The sequence below is a fragment of the Phenylobacterium aquaticum genome, assembly GCF_022695515.1.
GTDB classification, from domain to species: Bacteria; Pseudomonadota; Alphaproteobacteria; order Caulobacterales; family Caulobacteraceae; genus Phenylobacterium; species Phenylobacterium aquaticum.
Map to the genome: position 1 here is coordinate 1 of NZ_JALDPT010000030.1, position 22,122 is coordinate 22,122.

Consider the following 22,122-nt stretch of genomic DNA (forward strand, 5'->3'; position numbering starts at 1 on the left):
CGCCGCCGCGGCCGCCGAAGGGGCCGCCCGCCCCGCCAAGGCCGCGTGAGCCTCGCGTCGGACCCCGTCCAGTCCGCCCGCACGCGGCTCTATCGCCGCCGCCGGCTGCTGCTGCACGTGGGGATGGCCGCGCCGCTGTTCGCCTTCGCCGCGGTGGTGATCGCGGTTCTGGCCTATCCCGGCTTCGACAACGCCCACCAGTATCTGAGCGACCTGGGCAACCAGAGCGCCCGCCATCCCTGGATCTTCAACCTGGGCGTCGCGATCTCCGGGGCCGGAGCCATGGCGGCGGGCGTGGGCTTCGGCCTGGCCATGGTCGCCCTGGGCGGCTCCCGCGTCGCCGCGGCCCTGACCAGCGTCAGCTTCGCCCTGGCCGGCGCCGGCATGATCATTTCCAGCTACTATCACTATCCCGACCCCCGCCACCTGGCGATCAATCTGGGCCTGGGGATCCAGCTCGCCCCGCTGCTCCTGGTCTGGGGCCTGGCCCATGTGCCGGACATGCGCGACCTGCGCCGCTTCCTGGTGGCGGTCTTCGGGGTGATGGCGGTCCTGACGGTGCTGACCAAGCACATCGTCCTGCCGGACCTGGTCAATATGAGCAATGTCGGCTGGTGGGAGCGGGCCTTCGCCATCGTCCTGGTCGGCTGGACCGGGGTCGCGGCCTATGTGCTGGAACGCCGCCTGCTGCGGCTGGCCCACGCCGCCGATGTCGCGGGCGTGATTTGACAGATTTTTTCTGACGACGCGCGGCGCGCAGACTGACCGGGTTCGCCCCGCCCGTCGAGGGCGACCTCTCGATTTCGTGATGACAATCAAGGACAAAGCCGTTCCGCGAGCGACGGCAAGTCGGTTCGGCTGAAAAATCGGCGCCCAGGCGAAAAAGGTATGCCCACAGGCGAATAATCAAGGGGCTTGCTTGTGACCGGTGCATTGCAGCATAACATATCCGTGATCAGGGCGTGGGCGGTGTGCTGGGGGGCGCAAGTGAGCGACCTCAGGACCCCGTAGCGGGCGCCTTCTAGACAACCGGCGTTCGAAGACCTTGGCCATTTCGCGGCGTGACGCACTGACGGGCTTGGCGGTGGGCATGGTTGCGCCTGGGATGGCGCGCGCCGCCACCTCTGACAGCCTGTCCTTCAGCCCGGAGCAAGTCCGGACCCTCGCGGAATCCTTGTCGCGCCGGCCTTTTGTCGACGCCGTCCCGGCCTCCAAAGGCAATCTCGACTACGACGCCTATCGCCGGATCGCCTTCCGCCGCGAGCGCGCCCTGTGGGCCGACGCAGGCCTCGCCTTCCGCGGCGAGTACTTCCCCTGCGCCTACATCTATCCCCAGCCGGTCAGCCTCTATGAGGTGGCGGACGGCCGCGCGACCCCGATCGCCTTCGACGTCCAGGCCTTCGACGCCCCGGCCGATCTCGCCCCCGTCCTGGCCGCCGTCTCGGGCTATTCCGGCTTCCGCCTGCAGAATCCGATCAATGATCCGCACAAGTTTGACGAGATCGCGGTGTTCCAGGGCGCCAGTTATTTCCGCAGCCTGGGCAAGGACCAGGGCTACGGCCTGTCGGCCCGCGGCATAGCGGTCGGCTGCGGGAACCCCAACGAGGAGTTCCCTGGCTTCCGCGCTTTCTGGATCGAGCGTCCGACGCCGAATTCCGGATTCGCCGTGGTCCACGCCCTGCTGGACGGCCCCAGCCTGACCGGCGCCTACCGGTTCGTCATCACGCCCGGCGACGCCACCGTCTTCGACGTCGAGGCGACCCTCTATCCGCGCCGGACCATCGGCGACGGCGGCCTGGGCGCCCAGTCCAGCATGTATCTGTTCGGCGCCGCCGACCGCGCCGGGGTCGATGACCCCCGCGAGGCCGTGCATGATTCCGATGGTCTGGAGATCCTCACCGGCGACGGCCGCCGGATCTTGCGGCCGCTGACCAATCCGCGCCAGCTGCAGATCTCGACCTTCGAGGACATCGCCCCGCGCGGCTTCGGCCTCGTCCAGCGGGCCCGCGATTTCGCCGCCTATTCCGACAACACCGATCACTATGAGCGCCGCCCCAGCCTGTGGGTCGAGCCCATGGGCGACTGGGGCCGTGGCGCCGTGCATCTGGTGGAGATCCCCACCGCGCTCGACACCACCGACAATATCGCGGCCTTCTGGCGGCCGGCCGAGCCCTGGGCGGCCGGCAAGCCCGTCGAGATCCGCTACCGCCTGCACTGGGGCTGGTCGCCGCCGGTCGAGGCCGGTCTGGCGCGCGCCGCCCGCACCGCCACCGGATCCGGCGGCCGGCTGTTCACCATCGACTTCACCGACCTGCCGTCCCAGTCGCAAGGCCTCAAGGGCCTGATCGAGACCTCGGCGGGCCAGACCACCCCGGTGACCCTGAGTTCCCTGCCGCAGCCCGGCGCTGTGCGGGCGAGCTTCCGGTTCACCCCGCCGGCCTCCGGCCCGGCGGAACTTCAACTGCGTCTTTCCGGCGACGTCGGCGATCTTTCAGAAACATGGCGGTTTCGATGGACGGCATGAGCAATCTCGCGACGAAGGTCGACGCCTATTCCGTCCCCCGGGACGAGGACCGTCGCTGGATGCCCGCCGAGGCGCATCTCGACATGCCGCGCCAGAGCTTCGCCGCCGCGGGCGCCGAGACCACGCCCTCGACCTCGCCGGACAATATCGTCCTGCGTCGCGTGATCTTCTTCTCGGCCGCGCTGGCGCTGTCGGGCCTCGCCTTCATGACGCCCGCCCGGATCTATTCCGAGGATGGATTCTCAGGGCTTGAAGTCCTGGCCCTGTCGCTGTTCGCCGCCCTGATCTTCCCGATCTCCTGCTGGTTCGTCTCGGCCATGGCCGGGATCATCCTCTTGATGACCAAGGGCGGCGCCGACGAGATGGAGTTCCGGCCGATCGCGCGCCGGCCCAAGGTACGCACGGCGCTCCTGATGCCGCTGTACAATGAGGACGCCGAGGCCTCCTTCGCGCGCCTGGCCCGCATCGACCAGTCCCTGGCCGAGCTCGACGCCTCCGGCGCCTTCGACATCTTCCTGCTCTCCGACACCACCAAGGCGCCGATCGCCGAGGACGAATGGCAGGCGTTCCAATCCTTCCGCCTGACCTCGCGCAGCCGCGCCTACTATCGTCGCCGCGACAAGAACATCGAGCGCAAGGCCGGCAACATCGCCGACTGGGTCCAGCACCATGGGGCCGCCTACGCCCACATGATCATCCTGGACGCCGACTCCATGATGTCGGGCGAGACCATCCTGCATCTGGTCGACGCCATGGAGCGCAAGCCGGGCGTGGGCCTGATCCAGACCACGCCGGCGATCATCAATGGCGAAACCCTCTATGCGCGGATCCAGCAATATGGCGTGCGCATGTACGGCCGGGTGGCCGCGGCCGGCCTGTCCTGGTGGACCGGCGCGGAGTCCAGCTATTGGGGCCACAACGCGATCATCCGCGTCCGCGCCTTCGCCGAATCCTGCGGCCTGCCGATCCTGCCGGGCGCCAAGCCCTTTGGCGGCCATATCCTGAGCCACGACGTGGTCGAGGCCTCGCTGCTGCGCCGCGCCGGCTGGGGCGTCCACGTGACCGCGGCCCTGGGTGGCAGCTTCGAGGAGACCCCGCCCTCCCTGCAGAACTTCATGAGCCGCGACCGGCGCTGGGCGCAGGGCAACATGCAGCACCTGCAGCTGGTGTTCTCGCCCGGCCTGCACTGGGTCAGCCGCCTGCAGATGGTCATGGGCTGCATGGCCTATCTGGCCTCGCCCCTGTGGTTCCTGTCCCTGCTCACCGGCCTGATCATCCAGTTCCAGACCCAGCCCAAGCTGGAGGAAATCTCCACCCTGCACGGCTGGCGGACCATCACCATTCCGCGCCACGACGGCCTGGCCCTGATCTGGATGACGGTGCTGACCACCACCCTGCTGTTCGGCCCCAAGCTGCTCGGCGCCCTGCTGGTCATGCTGCGCCCCGATGAGCGCCGCGCGTTCGGCGGCGGCGGCTCCATCGTCAAGGGCGCGGCGCTGGAAACCGCCATGTCGACCATCCACGCCCCGATCATGATGGTCTCCCACACCCGCATGGTGCTCGAGATCCTCTGCGGCAAGGACGCCGGCTGGACCACCCAGCAGCGTTGCGCGAGCCGGCTGACCTGGGCCGAGGCCTGCCGTGACCACCGCTGGGAGCTGCGCGCCGGAACCATCTTCGCCGCCGCCCTGCTGGCCCGCCCGGACCTCGCCCTGTTCTTCACCCCGATCGTGGCCCCGCTGCTGCTGGCCCCGGCGCTCGCCATGCTGACCTCGCGCCGCGACGCCGGCCAGGCCGTGCGCCAGGCGGGCTTCCTGCTGACCCCGGAAGAGCTGGGCGCGCCCCCGGTCGCGGTTCGCCGCACCCGGCCGCTGCGCCAGAGGTTCATCCCGATCACGGTGAGCTTCACCGGCCCGCACGACGACGACCTGATCAGCCTGCCGACCCATGCGCCGGAGCTGGCGGTGATCGCCTCGCGCGAGCGGGGCGATGCAGGCGCCCGGGCCGCTTCGGGCGCGCATATCGGGGCCTGACACCCACCAACGGCTGCGAAACACCACTCCTGCGCGCAACGAACTTGTTCAAGATCAATGCGTTGGGGTGCGAAAGCGGCCTAAGTAAAATCACGTAGGGGAACAACCCGGATACCGCGGCGGGGCCGTGAGCCTTAGCCATACCTCCATAGCCAAGGAGGTCCCGATGTCCCTGTCCTACGCGATCGAAGCCCGCTCCCGTTACGAAGCTCCCCGCAGCGCCTCGTCCGACGCCGCCGTCGATCTGCTGGATCGGATGGGCGTCCGGATGGCCTTCGCCAAGGACGAGGAAGTCTATGGCCAGGACGAGGACGCCGACCTGATCTATCGGGTCGTGTCCGGCGCGATCCGCACCTCGCGGGTGATGAGCGACGGCCGCCGCCAGATCGGCGACTTCTACTATCCCGGCGACCTGTTCGGCCTTGAGGCCGGCCCCGAGCACCGCTTCTCGGCCGAAGCCCTCAGCGATTGCGTGATCCTGGTCCTGAAGCGCTCGGCGCTGAAGGCCGCCGGCGCCGCGCCGGAGCTGGAGCGCCTGATCTTCGCCGCCACTCTCAGCGAGCTGCAGCGCACCCAGGAGCACCTGCTGCTGCTGGGCCGCAAGACCGCCTGCGAGAAGGTCGCCAGCTTCCTGGCCGAGCTCGCCGAGCGCCGCGGCAGCGACATGGTCGACATGCCGATGTGCCGCCAGGACATGGCCGACTATCTCGGCCTGACCATCGAGACCGTCTCGCGTATGCTGTCCCAGCTGCAGGGCTCCTCGATCGTCGAGTTCTCCGGCTGCCGCCAGTTCCGGGTCCGCAACCACGACGCCCTGTCGCGTCTGGCGGACTGAACCCGTCCTGCAAGGAGGCCTGCCCATGACCTACAAGTCCGTGCTGGTTCATGTGCAGGCTCACGTCGACGCCGCGCCCCGCCTGGAGACCGCCGCCGCCCTGGCGCGTGACCTGGGCGCCAGCCTGTTCGGCCTGTCGGCGGAGGCCCCGCCGGCCCTGGGGGTGACGGATCCCTATGGCATGCTGCAGGCGGAATGGATGACCGTCATGCAGCAGGAGCTGGACCGCCGCACCGCGGCGGCCGAAGCCCTGTTCCGCAAGATCGTCGGCGACCTGGCCGGGGATTGGCGCGGCGTGCTGGATCTCCCGACCCGCGCCATGGCCGGCGCCGCGCGTGGCTGCGACCTGATCGTCGCCGGCGCGCGCCCCTCGACAATGTCGATGTCTATTCCGCCGTCGATGTGGGCGAGCTGGTGATCCGGGCCGGCCGGCCCGTGCTGATCGCCCCGCCCAGCGGCGGCCGCCTGTCCGCCCGCCGGGTCGTCCTGGCCTGGAAGGACACGCGGGAGGCCCGCCGCGCGCTGAGCGACAGCTTGCCCCTGCTGCAAAGGGCCGAGGAGGTCGTGGTCTATGAGGTCTGCGCCGCCGGCTCGGCCGAAGGCGCAGCGTTCCGCACCGAGGAGGTTGTCGCCCACCTCGCCCGTCACGGCGTCAAGGCCCGCGCCAAGGTCCGGGCCTGCGACGACGATCGGGTCTGCGACGAGCTCAATATCGAGGCCCAGGCGATCGATTCCGACCTGATCGTGGCCGGCGCCTATGGCCACAACCGGTTCAATGAGTGGGCGCTGGGCGGAGTCACCCGTGAACTGCTGCGGCGTCCCGAGCGCTTCGTATTGCTGAGCCACTAGGCTGACGGGAGGCCGTCGCTTGCCACGACGCCGATCCCCGCCTACCGGATGATCCCATGTTCGAGGGCACGCTCAGCAAGACCACTGACGCCGGATTGGTGCGCGCCCTGCGGCGCATGCCGCCCTATGTGCTGGCCGTCGCCGTCACCGCTCTATTCTTCGCCCTGCGGCTGATCCTGGAGCCGGTGTTCCACGACAGGCCCGCCTTCCTGCTCTTTGTGCCGGCGGTCCTGGGCTCAGCCCTGGTGGGCGGCGCCGGCCCCGCCCTGCTCGCCACCCTGCTGAGCCTGCTGGGCGGTGCGGCGTTCAGCGGCGCGGATCTGGTCCGTGATCCGGTCAATCTGATCGACGCCGGCTTCTTCCTCGTGCTCGGCCCGGCCATCGCCTATGGCGGCTGGCGCACCCAGACGGCGGCCCGCGCCCGCGCCGACAGCCTCAGGCACCTGGAAGAACGCGAAGCCCACCTCCAGTCGATCCTCGACACCGTGCCGGACGGCATGATCGTCATCGACGAACGGGGGCGGATGTTCTCGTTCAGCGCGGCGGCCGAGCGCCTGTTCGGCTGGCGGGCCGAGGAGGTCCTGGGCCGCAATGTCTCGATGCTCATGCCCGCCCCCTACCGCGACGCCCATGACGGCTTCCTCGACCGCTACCTGGTCACCGGCGAGCGTCGGATCATCGGCATCGGCCGGGTGGTGGTGGGCGAACGCAAGGACGGCTCGACCTTCCCCATGGAGCTGGCGGTGGGCGAGATGCGCTCCGGCGCGCACCGCTATTTCACCGGCTTCGTCCGCGACCTGTCCGAGCGCCAGGCGACGGAGCGCCGCCTGCAGGACATGCAGTCGGAGCTGGTCCACGTCTCGCGCCTGACCTCCATGGGCGAAATGGCCTCCGCCCTGGCCCACGAACTGAACCAGCCGCTCTCGGCCATCGCCAACTATATGAAGGGCTCGGTCCGGCTGCTGGACGCGCCGGAGCCGGACAAGGCCAAGATCAAGGGCGCCCTGATCAGCGCCAGCGACCAGGCCCTGCGGGCCGGCGAGATCATCCGCCGCCTGCGCGACTTCGTGTCCAAGGGCGAAGCCGAGCGTCGGATTGAGAACCTGCACAAGCTGATCGAGGAGGCCGGGGCCCTGGCCATGGTCGGCGCCAAGGAGTTCGGCGTCCGGCTGACCTTCGAGATGGACCCCCGCATCGGCGACGTCCTGGCCGACAAGGTGCAGATCCAGCAGGTCGTGCTGAATCTGATGCGCAACTCCATCGACGCCATGCAGGACAGCGCGCGCCGCACCCTGGTGGTGGCCACCCACGCCCTGCCCGACGACATGGCCGAGGTCTCGGTGGCCGACAGCGGACCGGGCATCAGCCCCGAGGTCGCCGACAAGCTGTTCCAGCCTTTCATCACCACCAAGAGCGCCGGCATGGGCGTCGGCCTGTCGATCTGCCGGACCATCGTCGAGGCCCATGGCGGGCGCATCTGGGTGGAACCGAACCCTGGCGGCGGCGCCCTGTTCCGTTTTACCCTGCGCGCCGTCCCGAAGGAGGAACTCGCGCCCGATGAGTGATGTGGTCCATGTCATCGACGACGACGAGGCCATGCGGGAATCGCTGAGCTTCCTGCTGGACGCCTCCGGCCTCACGGCCAAGACCTATGGATCGGCCGCCGAGTTTCTGGCGATCGCCGGCGAGGCCGAGCCGGGCTGTGTGGTCACCGACATCCGCATGCCCGAGATGAACGGCCTGGAGCTTGTCGCCGAGCTCAAGGCCCGCGGCGTCACCCTGCCCGTCATCGTGATCACCGGCCACGGGGACGTGCCGCTGGCCGTCGAGGCCATGAAGGCGGGGGTCTGTGATTTTCTCGAGAAGCCGTTCAGCGACGACACCTTGCTCGCCGCCATCGGCCGGGCCCTGGAGGGCCTCGCCGAGACCGAGACCCGGCAGTCCGAGGCCCGGCGCATCAGCGAGATCCTCGACCAGCTGTCCCCGAGGGAGAAGGACGTGCTGCGCGGGGTTGTGGCCGGCAAGCCCAACAAGGTGATCGCCTTCGACCTGGGGATCAGTCCGCGGACGGTCGAGGTCTATCGGGCCAATGTCATGACCAAGACCCGCGCCAATGCGGTGTCGGACCTGGTCCGCATGGCCATGATCGCCGGCCTCTGATTCGGCGCCCGTCCCCCTGCGACGATTTGCGCTGAATCAAAGTCACCTCGCTCTTCCGCCTGCAGGGTGGTCGGCGAATGTCCGCGCCACCCGCTCCCTCCATGCCCAAGTCCCCGCCGGTGCGCCCGCGCGTGCTGCTGGTCGACGACGATGTCGCCCTGCGCATGTCGCTGGAGTTCTCGCTGGATCTTGAGGGCTTCGAGGTCCTCGCCCTGGAAAGCGGCGAGGCGCTGCTCCTGGTCCAGAGCCTGCCGGTCGAGGGCGCCTGCCTCGTCCTGGACCAGAACCTGCCGGGCGTGACCGGGGTCGAGACCCTGCGCCAGCTGCGGGCCCGGGGCGTCACCCTGCCGGCCCTGCTGATCACCAGTCACCCGCCGCCGGGCGTGCGGGAGGCCGCCAAGGCCCATGGCGCGCGGATTGTCGAAAAGCCCCTGCTGGGCGACGCGCTCACCGCCCATATCGTCCAGGCCATCGAGCAGTCCGCCGTCTGACGGCGGCCGCGGCCCGGGGGACCGCGGCCTGATCTTGAGGGTCAGATGGCCTTGGAGTGCCGTCCGCCCTCGGGCGCGAAATAGGCGTCGAACTCCGCGCACACGGAACGGACCAGCAGGCGGCCGAGCTCGGTCACCTGCACCACCGCCCCGTCGAGCCGGACGAGGTCGTCCTTGGCGAAGTCCGCCAGGCGCGCCCGCGCGCCGGCCAGATCGCTCAGCGGCCGGCCGTGGCGGGCGCAGACCGCCGCCAGATCCACCCGCAGGTCGCACATCAGCCGCTCGATGATCTCGCCGCGGAACCGATCGTCCGCCGTGACCGCGACGCCGCGGGCGGTGGGCAGCTCGCCCTTGCCCACCGCGGCCCGCCAGGCCAGCTCCTGGGCGGTGTTCTGCACATAGCCCTGGGGCAGGACGCCGATGGCCGAGGCGCCGAAGCCCAGCAGGGCGCCCGCGTCGTCGGTGGTGTAGCCCTGGAAATTGCGGTGCAGCCGGCCCTCGGCCAGGGCCACGGCCAGTTCGTCGTCCGGCAGGGCGAAATGGTCCAGGCCGATGCGGACATAGCCCTGGGAGATCAGGTGGTCGGCGGCGGCCTCGCTCTGGTCCAGGCGGTCGATGGGGCCCGGCAGGGCCGCGTCCTCGATCAGCTGTTGGTGGGCCTTCATCCACGGCACGTGGGCGTAGCCGAACAGGGCCAGGCGCTCGGGCCGCAGGCTCGCCACCCGCTCGACGGTCTCCAGCATGTTGGTCGTGGTCTGGTGCGGCAGGCCGTACATCAGGTCGATATTGACCGAGCCCACGCCGGCCTCCCGCAGCCAGCCGACGCAGCGGGCGACTTCCTCATAGCTCTCGCGACGGTTCACCGCCGCCTGCACCTGGGGCGACAGGCTCTGCACCCCCAGGCTGGCGCGGTTGAGGCCGTGGGAGGCGGCCTCCCTGACCCACTCCTGGGTCAGGGAGGCCGGGTCGAGCTCGGCGGCCACCTCGGCGTTCGCGTCGAAGTCGAAGGCGCCGCGCAGGGCGGCGAACAAGAGGTCCATGTCGGCCGGCGACATCATGTTGGGCGTGCCGCCCCCCAGATGCATGGCCTTGGCCTTCAGCCGCCCCGGCAGGGACGGCGTCATCAGGCCGATCTCCTTGACCAGCAGGGCGACATATTCGCTGACCGGCTCGTGGCGGTTCACGGCCCGGGTGCTGCAGCCGCAGAACCAGCACAGCCGCGAGCAGAAGGGGATGTGGGCGTAGAGCGAGACCGGCTCGGCAGGATTCAGGGCCGCCAGCCACTGGCGATAGACGCCGGCGTCGACCTCGGGCTTGAACTGGACGGCGGTGGGATAGCTCGTATAGCGCGGCGCGCGGCCGTCATACTTGTCGACCAGGGCCATCAGGTCAGGGCGGCTGACCTCGAGCGGATGCGCAGCGTACACGGGTGTCCTCCATAGATGCTGGAGGACCATGTCGCCTGCGGCCGTCAGGCGCGGTGATTCAGATCAAACCCGACCGCTCAGAGCGGGCCGTCGTCCGGTCCGACATTCAGGATCCGATTGGCGTCGCCGGTGGGGTCCTCGTACTGGCCGCTGCGCATGGTCCACCAGAACGCCCCTAGGCCCATGAGGGCGATGAAGATCGAGATCGGCGCCAGCATCAGGAAGATGGTCATGCGTCACGTGCTCCACCCTTGAGGCGCAGGGCGTTGAGGGTCACCACGAGGGAGGAGCCTGACATGGCGAGCGCCGCCACGAAAGGATTGATCAGCCCCAGCATGGCGGCAGGGGCGGCGACCAGGTTGTAGAGAGTCGCGAAACCGAAATTCTCCAGCGCGCGCGACCGGGCCTGGCGCGCGGTGTCCAGGGCCGCGGAGACGGCGCCCAGGCCCTCGCCGGAAAACACCAGGTCGGCGGCGTTTTGGGTGGCGCTGAGCGCCGAGCCGGGGGCCATGGCGGCGTGCGCCTTGGCGAGCGCCGCAGCGTCGTTCAGGCCGTCCCCGACCATCAGCACCTTGCGGCCCTGGGCGGTCAGCCGGCCGATCGCCTCGGCCTTGTCGGCCGGGGACAGGCCGGCCCGCCACTGGTCGATCCCGACCGCTTCCGCGGCGCGGGCCACAGGGCCGGAGAGGTCGCCGGACAGGATCTCCACCGTCAGGCCGCGCCGCATCAGCTCGGCCACGGTCTTGGCCGCGTCGGCCCGCAGGTTGTCGGAGAAGCGGAAGCGCACCTTGGTGTCGCCGACAAAGCCGAACCACAGCTCGGTCTCGCCGGCGTCGTCGCCGGTCACGCGACGAAGCTGGCCCGGCCCAGCCGGGCGCGCCGTCCGCCGATCCAGCCCTCGACGCCCTGGCCGGAGGTCTCGGCGACATCCTCGGCCATGCGGGGCCGGCCGGCCTCGGCGGCCAGGGCCTTGGCGAGCGGGTGGGCGGAGGCGCGCGCCAGGGGCGCGGCCTGGGCGACCAGGGCCGGCGCGGCGTCGATCAGCCGGGGACGCCCCTCGGTCAGCACCCCGGTCTTGTCGAACACCACATGATCGACCTCGGCCATGCGCTCCAGGGCGGCGCCGGACTTCACCAGGACGCCGCGGCGGAACAGGCCGGCCGAGGCGTTGACCTGGACCGCGGGCACGGCCAGGCCGAGCGCGCAGGGGCAAGTGATGATCAGAACGGCGACCGCCCGCAGGAGGGCCTCGCGCGGGCCGAGGCCCAGGCCCCAGCCCAGGACGAAGGTCAGGGCGGCGGCGGTGTGGACCACCGGCACATAGACGGCGGCGGCCTTGTCGGCGAGCCGCACATAGAGCGACCGCGACTGGGTTCCGGCCTCGATCAGCCGGGCGATGGCGGCGACCGCCGAATCCTCGGACCGCACCGTGGCGCGCAGGGTGAGCGCGCCGGACAGGTTCAGCGCGCCGGCCTGGACGGCGCTGCCGGCGACCACCGGCACGGGCCGGGTCTCGCCGGTCAGCATAGCGTTGTCGAGCTCCGCGGACCCGCCCTCGACGACGGCGTCAACCGGAATGCGCTCGCCCGGCCGGACGACCAGCAGATCGCCGACCACCACCTCGGCCAGGGGCTTGCGATGCTCGCGCCCCAGGTCGTCGAGGGTGATCGCATAGGGCGCCTGCAGCGCCAGCAGGTCCTCGGCCGCGCTGCGCGCCTTGGCCCGCAGCTGGTGGTCCAGCCAGCGGCCGATCAGCAGGAGGAAGATCAGGGAGACGGCGGCGTCGAAATAGGCGTCGCGGCCGTGCAGGATGGTCTCGACGAAGCTGATGAACAGGGTCAGCAGCACGCCGATGGAGATCGGCACGTCCATATTGGCCCGACCCACCCGCAGCGACCGCCAGGCCGACTGGAAGAACGGCATGCCGGCATAGAGCACGCAGGGCGTGGCGATGAGGCCGCTCCACCACTGCATCATCACCCGCGTGGCCGGCCCCAGCTCCTGACCGAACAGGCCGGCCCACAGGGGCACGGAAAACATCATGGCGTTGCCGGCGCCGAAGGCCGCGACCCCGAGCGAAAGCGCCAGGCGGCGGCCTTCGCGGTCATAGGCCTCGCTGGCCTGGCCCGGATCGAAGGGGGCGGCCTTGTAGCCCAGGCTCTCGACGGTGGTCAGCACCGCGCCGGCGTCGGCCGCCTCGCCCGGCCGGAACCGGACGGCCAGCTTGCCGGTGGTCAGGTTCAGCCGGGCCGACTGGACCCCTGGCAGGGCGGCGACGCCCTTTTCGATGGTCGCCATGCAGGCGGCGCAATGGGCGCCGGCGACCAGCACGTCGAAATCCTGGGCCCCGCCGTCGCGGGGCTTCAGATAGGCGCTGAAGTCCGGACCGGCGACGGGATCATAGGTCAGGGCCATGTGACGCGCCGCTCCGCCACGAACAGGTCGCCCTTGGCGTTGCGGGCGTGGATCGTCACGTCCCATGCGCCGGACACGGGCTTCAGGTCGGCCTGGTAATAGCCCGGGCCGATCGCCTTGAACTTCGGGGTCAGCCGGCCGGTCTCGGTGGCCGGGCGCTCCATCTTGCCGGTCAGGGTCAGGCCGTCGAGCGGCTTGCCGTCACGGTCGCGGAACTCGACCTCGAGCGCCCGGCTCTGCTCGGGGGCGATGCCCACCTTCCAGCCCAGCTTCTCCTGGGCCGCCAGCTGGGCCAGCGTCTTGTTATAGGCCACGCCGTCCTCATAGGGCGTCACCGAGACCTCGCCGGGGAAGGTCTTGTAGGCGTAGACCGCCATGGCGACATCGACGGCGATGACCACGCTGAAGAAGGTCACGACAATGGCCAGCACGTGCCAGCCGGTCAGGCGGAAGCCGGGGCGGGGATCAATCACGTGAGTCATGGTTCGCGGCTCCGGAGAGGAAGGTGGACTTGGCCTGCACCGTCAGATCGCCGGACTTCAGGGTGAAGAGGGCGGCCAGGTTGTCGGCGTTGTCGTCGTCGGCCCGGGCGGTCACGAACAGGCGCACCGCGCGGGTCTCGTTGGGCTCGACGGTCACCGTGATGTCGCCATGGGTGGCGTCCGCGCCCGGAGTCTTGAGCTGGGCGTGCGGCACGCCCGCGACGTCGACCGTGAAGGTCTTGGTCTCGAACCCGCGGTTGGAGATCTTCAGGGTGTAGCCGTTGCGGATCGCCCCGTCGTGCAGGCGCACGAAGGTCGGGTTGCGGTCGCGCAGCACGTGCAGGTCGATGACTTGGCGCTGGCTGAAGCCCCAGATCATCACGCCGCTGACAATGGCCAGCGCCACGCCGTAATAGATCGTGCGGCTGCGGATCGGCTTGTAGACGGCCTTCTCGCCGCGGCCGCGGGCGGCCACCGCGAAGTCGGTGTCATAGGCGATCAGCCCGGGGCCGGTCCACCCGCTGCATGATCTCGTCGCAGGCGTCGATGCACAGGCCGCAATTGATGCATTCCAGCTGGGAGCCGTCGCGGATGTCGATGCCCATCGGGCAGGCGACCACGCAGGCGTTGCAGTCGATGCAGTCGCCGCGACCGGTCCAGGGCTCGTTCTTCTTGTGCGGGCCCCGCGGCTCGCCGCGGTCCTTGCGATAGGTGACCTGCAGGGAGTTGAAGTCGAGCATGGCGCCCTGGATGCGGGGCCAGGGGCACATATAGGTGCAGACCTGTTCGCGCATCCAGCCGGCGAACACATAGGTCGTGCCGGTCAGCACCGCGCAGGACACATAGGCCGTCATCTCGGCCTTCCCGACCCAGAAGGTGCGGATCAGGGTCGGCGCGTCATGGAAATAGAAGATCCAGGCCCCGCCGGTGCCGAAGGCGATGCCCAACCAGACGGCGTGCTTGCCGATCTTCCGCCAGGCCTTGTTGAAGGACATGGGCGAGGCGTCAAGCTTCATCCGGGCGTTGCGATCGCCTTCGAACAGCCGCTCGACATAGATGTAGAGGTCGGTCCAGACCGTCTGGGGGCAGGCGTAGCCGCACCACAGCCGGCCGAACAGGGCGGTGACCAGGAACAGGGCGAGCGCCGCCATGACCAGCAGGCCGGTGAGGAAATAGACCTCCTGCGGCCACAGCTGGATGAAGAAGAAATAGAAGCGGCGGCCGGTGAAATCCACCAGGACAGCCTGGTCGGGCAGATGGCCCGGGCGGTCCCAGCGGATCCACGGCGTGATGTAGTAGATCCCGAGCGTCAGGATCAGCAGGGCCCACTTGATGTTGCGCCACCGCCCATGCACCAGCTTGGGATAGATGGGCGTGCGGGCCTTGTAGAGACCCCCGCCCGGGTCGGCCTTTTTGCGGGCCCGGGCGGCGGCTGAAACCGGACCTGAACCCTCGGGTTCAGGCGTCCTTGTCCGGTCGATTACGGTCGTCATGACGCACTACTGACCCGCCGCATTGGCATGGATGTAGACGGCCAGCGCCTTGATCGTTTCGGGATCGAAGCGCTTCTGCCAGCTGGGCATGACCCCGCCGCGGCCGTTCCAGATCTGGCCGTGGATGTCCGCCCGGTCCGCGCCGTAGAGCCAGTCCTTGTCGGTCAGGTTCGGCGCGCCCTTGGTCGGATCGCCCTTGCCTTCCGGGCCATGGCAGATGGCGCAGTTGGCCTGGAAGATCGGGGCGGCGCGGCCCACGGCGCCGGCGTTGGCCGGACGATGGGAGAGCGCCACCACATATTCCGTCAGATCATTGATCTGTTCGGCCGGCAGCAGCTGGTCCTTGCCGAAGGCGGGCATCTGCGAGAAGCGCGCGTCCGGGTGGTCCGAGCGGACCCCCACCGTGATGGTGTGCTGGATGTCCTCGGGCGTGCCGCCCCACAGCCAGACGTCGTCGCGCAGGTTGGGATAGCCCTTCCCGCCGGTGCCGCCCGTGCCGTGGCAGGTCGCGCAGTTGTCCCCGAAGATCGACTGGCCGACGGCCAGGGCATAGGCCTGCAGCTTGGGATCGGCCTCGATCTGTTCGAGCGAGGCGTTCCTCAGCTGCGCGCCCTCGGCGCTGCGTTGGGTCTTGAGCGCGTCGAGGTCGCGGACGACCTGGGCGCGGTCGGACATCTTCAGCGTGCCGTGGGTGTAGCCGTGCAGACCCGGCCAGGCCGGCATCAGCACCCAGTAGACGATGGCCACCACGATGCAGGCATAGAAGGTCCACAGCCACCAGCGGGGCAGAGGATTGTCCAGCTCACGGATGCCATCCCATTCGTGGCCGGTGGTTTCGACGCCGGAGACGTCGTCGGTTTCACGCGGGGACATCATCGTCCTCCTGTTCGAGCGGGACGTGGGCGAGGCGGTTGAACGCCTCGCGATTACGGGGCCAAAGGGCGTAGACGAGGCCGCCCAGGAAGAGGATCGCGAAGTAGACGGTCCCCCCCTGCTGGGCGGCGCGCGCTACGGTTTCGTAGGTGAGCGCGCTCATCTCAGGTTCTCCGGGGCGTCGGCCTTGTAGGTCTTGAAGTCGACCAGGGTGCCGAGCATCTGGAGATAGGCGATCAGGGCGTCCATCTCGCTGATCTTGTCCGGATTGCCGTCGAAGTCGCGTTGGGCGACCTTGTCGCCATAGCGCTTCTTCAGAGCGGTGCCGCCGGCGTCGAAGGGATCGGCCTGGGCTTCCAGGTCGGCCTTGGCGTTGTTGATCTCGGACTGGGTGTAGGGCACCCCGACCTTGGTCATGGTGGCGACCTTGGCCTGGATGTCGCTGTAGTCGAGGTCCTTCTTCGCCAGGAAGGCGTAGGGCGGCATGACCGATTCCGGCACGACGGAGCGCGGGTTGATCAGGTGATCCTTGTGCCAGGCGTCGGAGTACTTGCCCCCGACCCGGGCCAGGTCAGGCCCGGTCCGCTTCGACCCCCACTGGAAGGGGTGGTCGTACATGCTCTCCGCGGCGAGGCTGTAGTGGCCGTAGCGTTCGACCTCGTCGCGCAGGGGACGGATCATCTGCGAGTGGCAGAGATAGCAGCCCTCGCGGATGTAGATGTCCCGGCCGGCCAGCTCCAGCGGCGTATAGGGCCGCATGCCGTCGACCTTCTCGATCGTGCTCTCCAGATAGAAGAGCGGGGTGATCTCGACCAGGCCGCCAATGGCGACCACGATCAGGATCCCGATGATGAGCAGCAGGGAGTGCCGCTCAAGTTTGGCGTGATGCTTCCACATGATGGAGTTCCCTCAGCTCGCGACGGCCATGGCGGGGAGGGCCGCGGCGGAGTCCTCTTTCGAGGTGCTCGGCATGCGGATCGTGCGCCAGAGGTTGTAGGACATGATCAGGGCGCCGGTGAGGTACATTAGGCCGCCGATGGTGCGGACGATGTTCTCGACATGCTTGGCCGAGACGGTCTCGACGAAGCTGTTGGCGAGGAAGCCCTGCGGCGTGTATTCGCGCCACATCAGGCCTTCCATGATCCCGGAGACCCACATCGCGGTGATGTAGAGCAGGATGCCGGTGGTCGCGATCCAGAAGTGCCACTCGACCAGGCGGTCGGAATAGAGGCGGTCCTTCTTCCACAGCCAGGGCACCAGGCAGTACATCGCCCCGAAGGTCACGAAGCCGACCCAGCCCAGGGCGCCGGAGTGCACGTGGCCGATGGTCCAGTCGGTGTAGTGGCTGAGCGCATTGACCTCGCGGATCGACATCATCGGACCTTCGAAGGTCGACATGCCGTAGAAGGCGATGGAGACCACCAGCATCCGCATGACCGGGTCGGTCCGCAGCTTGTCCCAGGCGCCCGAGAGCGTCATGAGGCCGTTGATCATCCCGCCCCAGCTGGGCATCCACAGCATGATCGAGAAGGTGGCCCCGAGCGTCTGGGTCCACATCGGCAGGGCCGTGTAGTGCAGGTGGTGGGGGCCGGCCCAGATGTAGATGAAGATCAGGGCCCAGAAGTGGACGATGGACAGGCGGTACGAATAGACCGGCCGCTCCGCGCGCTTGGGCACGAAGTAGTACATGATCGCCAGGAAGCCGGCGGTCAGGAAGAAGCCCACCGCATTGTGCCCGTACCACCACTGGGTCAGGGCGTTCTGGACCCCGGCGAACAGCGAATAGCTGCGGTGGTTCAACAGCCCGACCGGCAGGGCCAGGTTGTTGACGATGTGCAGCATCGCGATGGTGACGATGAAGGCCAGGTAGAACCAGTTGGCCACATAGATGTGGGGTTCCTTGCGCTTCCAGATCGTGCCCAGGAAGACCAGCAGATAGGCCACCCAGACGACCGTCAGCCACAGGTCGATGTACCATTCGGGCTCAGCATATTCCTGGCCCTGGGTGACGCCGAGCAGATAGCCGGTGGCGGCCAGCACGATGAACAGCTGGTAGCCCCAGAACACGAACCAGCCCGCCAGCCCCCCGGCGAGACGGGCCCGGCAGGTGCGCTGGACGACATAGAAGGAGGTGGCGATCAGCGCGTTGCCGCCGAAGGCGAAGATCACGCCCGACGTATGCAAGGGCCGCAGCCGCCCGAAGTTCAGCCAGCCGAACTCCGGGAAATAGAAGATCCTCGGAAACGAGAGCTGGGCGGCGATGACGACGCCCACCAGCATGCCGACAACGCCCCAGAACATGGTGGCGATGACGCCCGCGCGGATGACCCCGTCCTCGTAGGACTTGGGATCGCCGCGGAACCGCCCGGAGCTGATGCCCACGGTCAGGACGCCGGCGGCGACGATAAAGGCGATCAGGAACACGTAGCCGTGGAACCTGAACAGGGGGTCGGCCGAGAAGGCCGTGGCGAGGAGGGCGCCGAGCGCGCCCAAGCATGTGAAGGCGAGGAGAATGACCGCGTCGAGCGGCGCTCCGCCTTCTTTGACCAAGGATTGTTGCATGAGCCCCAACGTCTTTTTCTAGAGACAGCCGGCTCTTGCGCCTGACGTGGGGGAGCAGCCTTGATTCAGGTCAAGGCAGGCCCATGGGTCGCAGCGGCTAATGACGTCGAGGCGGCGTTCGCCTTGTTCGTTCGCAGAGGGGCCGCGCATGCCCGCATATGGTCAATTTGGAGCCCCCGCCCTGGGCGAGCTGGCCCTGACCCATGGAACCGGTTTTCCGACCCTCCTCGGGGGCGGGCCCTCGGCGTCGATCGCTCTGGCCATCGGCCTGGGCGGCGCCCTGTCCTTGATCCTGAAGGCCCTGCGAAGCCGGCCCCATCTGGCGCCCGTCCCGGTGCGGGCGGTCAGGGCAGGTAGGCGGGCCTGAACAGCACCTGGTCGGTGTAGGTCTCCTGCACCAGGCTGAAGGCCACCCCGTCCGGGGTCGAGAGCACCGCCCGGTGACGCAGGATTTCCGGCGGGATGACCAGGGTCGCCCCGACCGGCTCGGGCGCCCGCGGCAGGGTCTCCCAATCCCGCGGCAAGGGCTGGAACAGGAGTTCGGACGACAGGGTCCGGCGGTGATAGCCGAGCGCCCGCACCACCACCCCGAACGGGGTCTGGGTCGTCTCCAGGGCCGCATTCATCTCAGGGGTCAGCCGGCCCGGCCGATACCAGTTGTCGGCCCGCGACAGCACACGGTCGCCGCAGGCCAGTTCGACCCGGCGGTAACGCAGCGGCTCCTCGGGCCCCACCCCCAGGTCCGCTCGCTCGGCGGGCCCCGCCAGCTTGTCGAGGTCGATCCGCCGCGCCACGATCTTCAGGCCGGGCGCCGCGCCATGCGCCTCGCACCAGTGCTGCAGGGTCTGGGTGGCGCTGTCGTGGCTCAAGAGCTCGGCGTTGAAGGCCTGGACCTGGGCCAGGGCCTCCAGCCGGGCCCCGAAGCTGTCGGGCCAGGCGCCGGTCAGGGGCGCAATCAGCGCGGCCGCGGCCGCCAGGGCGGGGGGAAAGCTCATGGCCTCCGTCTCGCATTCCGGCTCGCGCCCGTCGAGCGTCGCCGCGCATTTTTTGCTAGGAAGCCGCCATGGCCAAGACCACTCCCGCGACCCTGGCGCTCGACAAGGCGGGCGTCGCCTATGCGCTTCACACCTATGACTATGACCCCGACGCCCCCCGGGTCGCTGCAGGCCGCCGAGAGCCTGGGCGTGGCGCCCGAGCGGGTGCTGAAGACCCTGATGGCCGAGGTCGACGGCAAGCCGGTCTGCGCGGTCCTGGCCTCGGACCAGGAGGTCGCGATGAAGCGGCTGGCGGCGGTGTTCGGCGGCAAGAGCGCCCAGATGATGCGCCCTGCCGACGCCGAGCGGATCACCGGCTTCAAGGTCGGCGGGGTCAGCCCCTTCGGACAAAAGCGCCGCGCCCCCACCGTGGTCGATGAGGCCGCCCTGCTGCACGACAAGGTGTTCGTCAACGCCGGCCAGCGCGGGCTTCAGGCGGAGCTCTCCCCCGACGATCTGGTCGCGGCCCTGGGCGCCAAGCTCGCCGCGATCACCTAGGTCTCGGCGTCCGCCGCCGTGGGTTTGCGAAGCGGTCGGGCGGCCAGGAAGATAACGGGGATCAACAGCCAGCAGAGTTGGCCCAGGTCCAGTTGCCCCAGGGATGTGGCCGTCAGCCCCACGCCGAAGGCGAGGCCCGGCGCGGCGGCCCGCACCAGACGGTAGGCGTGCTCGCGCCCGGAGATTCCGCCGCAGAGACGGCCGCCGCCCCGCAGGATGACCGTCACCAGGGCCATCATACAGGCGCTGGTGAGGATCATCACCAGACAGTAGGCGCTCCACTCGTTGCGGCCGAATCCCCGCTCCCCCACCAGGCTGGACGCGAACGGCATCAGGCTGACAGGCGCCAGGAAGACCAGGTTCGCCCAGGCTGTCGACCAGTCGAAATGCTTCAGGATCCGCAGGGTGTTCATGTGCGCGGCCCAGAAGACGCCGACCAGGGCGAAGCTCATGAAGAAGGCGACGAAATGGCCCGACATCGCCGCCAGCCCCGCCATCAGCGGCGCCCCGCGCTCAGGCGGTCGCAATTCCAGGACCAGCAGGGTGAGCACGATGGCGAACACCGCGTCGCTGAAAAACAGCATCCGGTCGAGCAGCGCGCGATCCGCCGCGTTCATGGCGTTCCCCCCATCCATCCTGCGTCCAGCTTGCCCACCCAACGCCACGCGGTCTACCCAACGGATGGCTGTGAGCAAAGCTTCGCCGTCCTCGGCGCGACGGCCCTCGCCATCGGCGACGGCATGGTTAGAATAACGGCTTCATCAGTCTGACGGATCGAGATGATCGTACGCGCTTTCACCGGCGGTCTGGTCGCCGGCCCCATCGCCGCTCTGTGTCTGTTCAGCGCCGCCGCCGCGCAGGCGCCCGCCGCGGCCTCAGCCCTGCCTGTCTCGGCGTCGCCCCCCGCCGTCCTCTCGCCGCCTGCCGCCGAGGGGGTCCAGACGCCGGCCCCCCAGGCGCCGCCGCCCCTGCCGTTCGCCGCCGAGATCGCCCACTTCGCCGAACTCGACGCCGCCGCCCCGCCCCAGGCCTGTTCCTTCCTGTTCGTGGGCTCCTCGACCATCCGGTTCTGGCGCAGCCTGGATCAGGACATGGCCCCCTATCCGGTGATCAACCGGGGCTTCGGCGGATCCAAGATCGAGGATGTGGACCTCTATTTCGACAAGGTGGTCGCGCCCTACAAGCCCCGCGCGATCTTCTTCTACGCCGGCGAGAACGACCTTTCGGCGGGCGAGACGGTCGAGACCGTGGTCGCCAATTTCGAGCGGTTCATGACCATGAAGACCGCCGAACTCGGCGACGCTCCGGTCTATTTCATCTCACTCAAGCCCTCGAAGCTCCGGCTCGCCCAGATGCCGCTGCAGGCCGAGGTCAACGCCCGCATCAAGGCGCTGGCCGAGACCCGCGCCGACCTGCGCTATGTCGATGTGATCCCCGCCATGCTGGATCAGGGCGCGCCGAAGGACATCTATATCGCCGACGGCCTGCACATGAACCCGGACGGCTACGCCCTGTGGACCGGTATCGTCCGCCCGGTGCTGGAGCGCGAGGCCCAGGACGGCCGCGCCTGCGGCGACACCGCCATCGCGACGCGCTGAGGCTCTAGCCGCCCGCCGGCAGCTCGCCCATGGCGCTCTGCAGATAATTGGCCTCGCCCAGCGAGCCCATCAGGGAGATCTGGGTCTCCAGGAAGTCGATGTGCTCCTCGGTGTCGGTGAGGATCTCGCGGACGATCTGGCGGCTCACATAATCGGCCGAGGCCTCGCAGAGCCGGATGGCCTCGATCTGGTCGACGCGGCCGGCGACCTCGACAGCCAGGTCGGCGGCCAGGCACTCGGCCACGGTCTCGCCGATCTTCAGCTTATGCAGGTCCTGCAGATTGGGCAGGCCGTCGAGGAACAGGATGCGCTTGATGAGCTTGTCGGCGTGCTTCATCTCGCCGATCGATTCCTCGTAGGTGATCGCGCCGAGCCTGTTGAAGCCCCAGTTCTGGTACATCCGCGCGTGCAGGAAGTACTGGTTCACTGCGGTCAGCTCATTGGTCAGGATGGCGTTGAGCAGCCGGATGATCGCCTTGTCGCCTTGCATCTTGGCCTCCTGGAATCGTGGGGGTCAGCCTCCCGTCCGGGGCGGCCCGTGTCAAAGCAATCTTGGGCGGAGCTATTCGGCCGCGTAGCGCAGGCGCTCGGCCTGATCGTCGATCATCTGCTTCATCTCGCAGACGCAGCGGGCGCATTGCGGACGGGCCCCGCAGGCGCGGAAGATCTCGACGGGGCGCTCGGCGCCAGCCTCGATGGCGGCGCGGACCTCGCGCTCGCGGATGCCGTTGCAGTTGCAGATGAACATGGACGACCAGGGTTCAGGAACCTGTCCTCTCTAGCAGATGCGAACGACGTTGCAACTCATTTGCAACTAGAGCCATCCGCGGGCGCGACGGTTTGTCGCG

Annotated in this window: 23 protein-coding genes and 2 pseudogenes; 11 read left to right on the forward strand and 14 right to left on the reverse strand. The window is 68.9% G+C overall.

The window, feature by feature from the left end; all coding sequences use genetic code 11:
* Window positions 1-45: 45 nt before the first annotated feature.
* From MQH10_RS19190 to MQH10_RS19230, 9 genes are all read left to right on the forward strand, one after another.
* A complete protein-coding gene (locus MQH10_RS19190; RefSeq protein ID WP_242565604.1) occupies window positions 46-729 on the forward strand; it encodes a DUF998 domain-containing protein in 684 nt (227 codons plus the stop codon).
* Window positions 730-1,105: 376 nt separating this feature from the next.
* Window positions 1,106-2,524 (forward strand): OpgD/OpgG family glucan biosynthesis protein, encoded by a 1,419-nt coding sequence (locus tag MQH10_RS19195; protein ID WP_242565605.1) that lies wholly within the window; start codon window positions 1,106-1,108, stop codon window positions 2,522-2,524.
* Window positions 2,521-4,557 (forward strand): glucans biosynthesis glucosyltransferase MdoH, encoded by a 2,037-nt coding sequence (gene mdoH / locus MQH10_RS19200; RefSeq protein WP_242565606.1) that lies wholly within the window; start codon window positions 2,521-2,523, stop codon window positions 4,555-4,557. Before MQH10_RS19195 ends, mdoH begins: the two co-directional genes overlap by 4 nt.
* Before the next feature lie 166 nt (window positions 4,558-4,723).
* The gene (locus MQH10_RS19205) at window positions 4,724-5,392 is read left to right on the forward strand and encodes a helix-turn-helix domain-containing protein (RefSeq protein WP_242565607.1); all 669 of its coding nucleotides are present in this window, start codon (window positions 4,724-4,726) and stop codon (window positions 5,390-5,392) included.
* 25 nt (window positions 5,393-5,417) lie between these two features.
* Window positions 5,418-5,810 carry a universal stress protein gene (locus MQH10_RS19210; RefSeq protein ID WP_242565608.1) on the forward strand — a complete coding sequence of 131 codons (393 nt, stop codon included), beginning with the start codon at window positions 5,418-5,420 and terminating at the stop codon, window positions 5,808-5,810.
* Window positions 5,807-6,241, forward strand: a complete 435-nt coding sequence (locus MQH10_RS19215; RefSeq protein WP_242565609.1) for a universal stress protein — start codon at window positions 5,807-5,809, stop codon at window positions 6,239-6,241. The genes MQH10_RS19210 and MQH10_RS19215 overlap by 4 nt, the downstream gene beginning before the upstream one ends.
* A 56-nt stretch (window positions 6,242-6,297) precedes the next feature.
* Window positions 6,298-7,806, forward strand: coding sequence for a PAS domain S-box protein (locus MQH10_RS19220; protein ID WP_242565610.1), 1,509 nt, complete (start codon window positions 6,298-6,300; stop codon window positions 7,804-7,806).
* On the forward strand, window positions 7,799-8,401 hold the full coding sequence (gene fixJ / locus MQH10_RS19225; RefSeq protein WP_242565611.1) for a response regulator FixJ: 603 nt from the start codon (window positions 7,799-7,801) through the stop codon (window positions 8,399-8,401). Before MQH10_RS19220 ends, fixJ begins: the two co-directional genes overlap by 8 nt.
* A 101-nt stretch (window positions 8,402-8,502) precedes the next feature.
* Window positions 8,503-8,892, forward strand: coding sequence for a response regulator (locus tag MQH10_RS19230; RefSeq protein ID WP_242565612.1), 390 nt, complete (start codon window positions 8,503-8,505; stop codon window positions 8,890-8,892).
* Between the two features lie 41 nt (window positions 8,893-8,933).
* On the opposite strand, the gene hemN is transcribed toward MQH10_RS19230, so the two are convergent.
* The 11 genes and pseudogenes from hemN to MQH10_RS19280 form a co-directional block, all read right to left on the reverse strand.
* Window positions 8,934-10,319 carry an oxygen-independent coproporphyrinogen III oxidase gene (gene hemN / locus MQH10_RS19235; protein ID WP_242565613.1) on the reverse strand — a complete coding sequence of 462 codons (1,386 nt, stop codon included), beginning with the start codon at window positions 10,317-10,319 and terminating at the stop codon, window positions 8,934-8,936.
* A gap of 77 nt (window positions 10,320-10,396) precedes the next feature.
* Complete coding sequence (ccoS, locus tag MQH10_RS19240) at window positions 10,397-10,552, reverse strand: cbb3-type cytochrome oxidase assembly protein CcoS (protein WP_242565614.1); 156 nt, start codon at window positions 10,550-10,552, stop codon at window positions 10,397-10,399.
* A 94-nt stretch (window positions 10,553-10,646) separates the two neighbouring features.
* Window positions 10,647-12,800: pseudogene (locus MQH10_RS19245) on the reverse strand (HAD-IC family P-type ATPase); the annotation flags it as partial.
* Window positions 12,725-13,216, reverse strand: a complete 492-nt coding sequence (locus MQH10_RS19250) for a FixH family protein (RefSeq protein ID WP_242565615.1) — start codon at window positions 13,214-13,216, stop codon at window positions 12,725-12,727. The gene MQH10_RS19250 and the pseudogene MQH10_RS19245, both read right to left, overlap by 76 nt.
* Complete coding sequence (locus MQH10_RS26920) at window positions 13,200-13,691, reverse strand: FixG Ig-like domain-containing protein (RefSeq protein ID WP_336605131.1); 492 nt, start codon at window positions 13,689-13,691, stop codon at window positions 13,200-13,202. The genes MQH10_RS19250 and MQH10_RS26920 overlap by 17 nt, the downstream gene beginning before the upstream one ends.
* Before the next feature lie 13 nt (window positions 13,692-13,704).
* Complete coding sequence (ccoG, locus tag MQH10_RS19255; RefSeq protein ID WP_336605132.1) at window positions 13,705-14,709, reverse strand: cytochrome c oxidase accessory protein CcoG; 1,005 nt, start codon at window positions 14,707-14,709, stop codon at window positions 13,705-13,707.
* Window positions 14,710-14,715: 6 nt separating this feature from the next.
* Complete coding sequence (gene ccoP / locus MQH10_RS19260) at window positions 14,716-15,582, reverse strand: cytochrome-c oxidase, cbb3-type subunit III (RefSeq protein ID WP_242565616.1); 867 nt, start codon at window positions 15,580-15,582, stop codon at window positions 14,716-14,718.
* Window positions 15,569-15,745: a cbb3-type cytochrome c oxidase subunit 3 gene (locus tag MQH10_RS19265; RefSeq protein WP_242565617.1), complete on the reverse strand. Its 177-nt coding sequence runs from the start codon at window positions 15,743-15,745 to the stop codon at window positions 15,569-15,571. The genes ccoP and MQH10_RS19265 overlap by 14 nt, the downstream gene beginning before the upstream one ends.
* The gene (gene ccoO, locus MQH10_RS19270) at window positions 15,742-16,479 is read right to left on the reverse strand and encodes a cytochrome-c oxidase, cbb3-type subunit II (RefSeq protein ID WP_242565618.1); all 738 of its coding nucleotides are present in this window, start codon (window positions 16,477-16,479) and stop codon (window positions 15,742-15,744) included. The genes MQH10_RS19265 and ccoO overlap by 4 nt, the downstream gene beginning before the upstream one ends.
* 12 nt (window positions 16,480-16,491) lie before the next feature.
* Window positions 16,492-18,144 (reverse strand): cytochrome-c oxidase, cbb3-type subunit I, encoded by a 1,653-nt coding sequence (gene ccoN / locus MQH10_RS19275; RefSeq protein ID WP_242565619.1) that lies wholly within the window; start codon window positions 18,142-18,144, stop codon window positions 16,492-16,494.
* A 344-nt stretch (window positions 18,145-18,488) separates the two neighbouring features.
* Complete coding sequence (locus tag MQH10_RS19280; protein ID WP_242565620.1) at window positions 18,489-19,139, reverse strand: hypothetical protein; 651 nt, start codon at window positions 19,137-19,139, stop codon at window positions 18,489-18,491.
* 68 nt (window positions 19,140-19,207) lie between these two features.
* Between MQH10_RS19280 and ybaK the strand changes: the two are divergent.
* Window positions 19,208-19,676: pseudogene (ybaK, locus tag MQH10_RS19285) on the forward strand (Cys-tRNA(Pro) deacylase).
* On the opposite strand, the gene MQH10_RS19290 reads toward ybaK, so the two are convergent.
* On the reverse strand, window positions 19,673-20,293 hold the full coding sequence (locus tag MQH10_RS19290; protein WP_242565621.1) for a TMEM175 family protein: 621 nt from the start codon (window positions 20,291-20,293) through the stop codon (window positions 19,673-19,675). The pseudogene ybaK and the gene MQH10_RS19290 sit on opposite strands and share 4 nt — an antisense overlap.
* Window positions 20,294-20,455: 162 nt before the next feature.
* Between MQH10_RS19290 and MQH10_RS19295 the strand changes: the two genes are divergently transcribed.
* On the forward strand, window positions 20,456-21,274 hold the full coding sequence (locus tag MQH10_RS19295; protein ID WP_242565622.1) for a GDSL-type esterase/lipase family protein: 819 nt from the start codon (window positions 20,456-20,458) through the stop codon (window positions 21,272-21,274).
* A 4-nt stretch (window positions 21,275-21,278) separates the two neighbouring features.
* Here the strand turns inward: MQH10_RS19295 and bfr are convergent, their stop codons facing one another.
* Both bfr and MQH10_RS19305 read right to left on the reverse strand, forming a co-directional pair.
* Complete coding sequence (gene bfr / locus MQH10_RS19300) at window positions 21,279-21,764, reverse strand: bacterioferritin (protein WP_242565623.1); 486 nt, start codon at window positions 21,762-21,764, stop codon at window positions 21,279-21,281.
* Window positions 21,765-21,836: 72 nt separating this feature from the next.
* Window positions 21,837-22,022: a (2Fe-2S)-binding protein gene (locus MQH10_RS19305; RefSeq protein WP_242565624.1), complete on the reverse strand. Its 186-nt coding sequence runs from the start codon at window positions 22,020-22,022 to the stop codon at window positions 21,837-21,839.
* Window positions 22,023-22,122 lie beyond the last annotated feature (100 nt).